The organism is Rothia sp. HMSC071F11, assembly GCF_001809115.1.
Lineage (GTDB): Bacteria > Actinomycetota > Actinomycetes > Actinomycetales > Micrococcaceae > Rothia > Rothia dentocariosa.
Window position 1 is genome coordinate 77,172 of sequence record NZ_KV795770.1, and the last position, 2,660, is coordinate 79,831.

2 protein-coding genes and 1 pseudogene are annotated in these 2,660 nt (G+C 58.5%); all 3 read left to right on the forward strand.

The features are described from left to right. Positions 1 to 833 (forward strand): annotated as a pseudogene (locus HMPREF2554_RS09815) (1,4-beta-xylanase); the annotation flags it as partial. Between the two features lies 1 nt (position 834). After that, the gene (locus HMPREF2554_RS09820; RefSeq protein WP_070555073.1) at positions 835 to 2,190 is read left to right on the forward strand and encodes an ABC transporter substrate-binding protein; all 1,356 of its coding nucleotides are present in this window, start codon (positions 835 to 837) and stop codon (positions 2,188 to 2,190) included. 79 nt (positions 2,191 to 2,269) lie between these two features. Continuing rightward, positions 2,270 to 2,660: FHA domain-containing protein (locus HMPREF2554_RS11635; protein WP_168160882.1), on the forward strand; the 391-nt coding region annotated here is incomplete at its 3' end.

Sequence of the window (2,660 nt, forward strand, 5' to 3'; positions counted from 1 at the left end):
CCCTGGACTCCGCGCTCAGCTCGGTTGAGAAGGCGTATGCGGGCGAAGGTGACGACCAGAACCGTGATCGTGATGATCGCCAGAACGACCCGAACTCCCTGGATGAAAAGCTCAAGGCGCTGACTAGCGCATCCGACGAATTGGGTAAGAATCTGGATGAACTTTCCAGCCAGCACTCCGAACTTTCGGAAGCCCTCAAGAACGCATTCAAGGACTCTGCTGACGAAACCAGCAAGAACATCAACAACCTGATTTCGCAGGAGATCCGCCAGGTATCGGCTCAGGGTTCGGCAGGTGCCGATTCCATTCAGAATTCCTTCACCAGCTCGATCTACGGGCTGGCGGAAGCTTCGAATGTAATCGTGCGCGATGCCGGTAACTCTCTGGAAGCGCAGCGCCGTGACATTGCCGGTAAGGTTGAGAACCTCAAGGCATCCCTGGACGGGGTCACCCAGAGCTCCTTGGAGCAGCTGGATGCGCGCACCGGAAACGCCAGCCGCGACCTGGCGGGTGCATCCGTGCTTCTTGCCGACGACCTCAACAAGGTTATCCTCGATTTGGGCGATAGCCGAGTCGATGGTTCGGGTCTGCTGGGTGCGTTGAAGACGAACGCCGCGAAAGCTGGCGCCGCCGACTTCCAGCTGGCCCTTGCCTCGCAGAACGCGCAGGGTTACACCAGCGTTCGTGCCGAGGACATTGCGGCCGTGCAGCTGCGGCAGGCACAGTTCAAGGCATCCTTGGAAAAGCTCAAGTCCCTGCCCTCCTTCCACCTGCCTGACGGTGGTAAGGCCGAAGTGAAGGTGGTTTACACCTTCCACATTGGGGACATGTAGCGTGACCCCAGAGCCTCAGCTTGAGGAAGAACAAACCTCCCGAAGGGTACCCCTGACCATCATTGGCTGGGGTGCCCTTCTGGGGGTCTTGTTGTTGGTTATCGTGGTGGCAGCTCATCTGCTGCGACCGGATATTCGGCCCCTGCGCGCACCCGGTGATACCGAGGCGATAGCCCCCGTTGTTCCGCAGGAAATTACGCTGCCGAACAACAATAATCGCGACGCCAAGATCGGGATTATTATGACCTACGGCGAGGATGCGGAAGGCTCCGAATGGGTGCTCCCTGCCCAGGGTGCTGCGGTGGCTGCGCACCGTCTGGATCTTGGCAAAACCCCCGTTCAGCTGACGGTCGCTAACGATAAGGGAACTTCCGACGGGGCTCGTGATGCCGTCGAAAAACTCAAATCTGAGGGCGTTCAGGGGATTATTATTTCTTCCTCGGGTGAGCATATTAAGGGTGCGACGAGTGCGGCTCGTGAGAGCAGCATCCCGGTAATTGAGGTTTATGACAGCGTAGATACTGGGCGCGGAGTCTGGAGCCTGGCGCCCAACCCCGAGCAGCTTTCGCAGGCGTATGTGCAGGCTTCGCAGCCGAGTACCCAGAGCATCGTGATAGCACCTAAGGATACTGAGGTGAAGATTCCGCAGGTTGCCGCCAAGCATGCGTATGACCGCGATACCGATGTGCGCGAGCTTGCACAAGACGTCAAGAAAGAGTCCCAGAGCTACGGGACTTCGGCGAATATCTTCGTTTCGGGCTCGGCAATTCGCCAGGCCAAAATCGTCAAAGAGCTGCAATACGCTGGAGTGACGGCTCAGATTCTTTTGAGTCCACAAGCCGTATCGCCCATTTTCGCGCGAACCCTTGTGGCTGAGGGTGGCACGGTCTCGGCAAACCTGACGACCGTCGGGTACAACATGTCAGACTCTTTAGCTTTGCAGTCCGATGACCCTGGGCGCGGGCTCGCCGCCTTCCTCGAAGCGGTGCGTGTTATGGGGCAGGATTCATCCTACATGACCCTGCAGGATGACCAAGCCTTCAAATCCGCCGCCCCCTATGCGGATGCGCGCTCCCACAATGCGGTGCTGGCGTTTGCCTATGCGATCGATAAGGTGCACGAACGCAAGCCGGAGGCTGTCACTCGCGTGCTGGAAAGCATGAGGCTCGATGCCGCTCAGGCGATTGCGGGCGACGCGCTCGATTTCACTCATGAAAACCCAACAACTGCGCCCGTGCAGACACTCCATGCTACGGAGCAGAGTCTGGGGCTACGACCCGAGCCGAGCAACGATCAGGAACCGCGCATCGTTTGGTTTGCAGAGCGTGGAACTCGAACGGAAACCTACAATGAATAGCAATTGACTAGTATATATTCCAAATAAAGAATATAAGATGCCGTCTTGTACAGGGCTGTGAGATCGTCAAAGGAACAGTATGCGAATCCAAATATCCCTCGAATCTTTTCAGAAAAGTATCGAACTCGATTCGTGGCAGGAGAACACCACGCTGCGGCAGATCGTCTACACGGCGGGCGGCCCAGAGATAGCCGCTGACGACCCGCTCTATGTAGACTCCCAGCCGGTCACCGGTGACACCACGATGGATACCGTCGTGCTGCTCGAAGGCAGCACCATCGGATACGCCCCCACGCCGGTTGCCGAACCCATTCACGGATGGTCCATCACCGTCGCGGGCGGGCTGCATGCGGGGCGCATCCTGCCCCTGCCGAGCGGTCGCGCCCTCGTGGCGGGGCGTTCCCCCCAAGCCGATGTGGTACTGGAAACCGAGAGTGCATCCTGGGAACACTTCACCGCCACCCAGACCG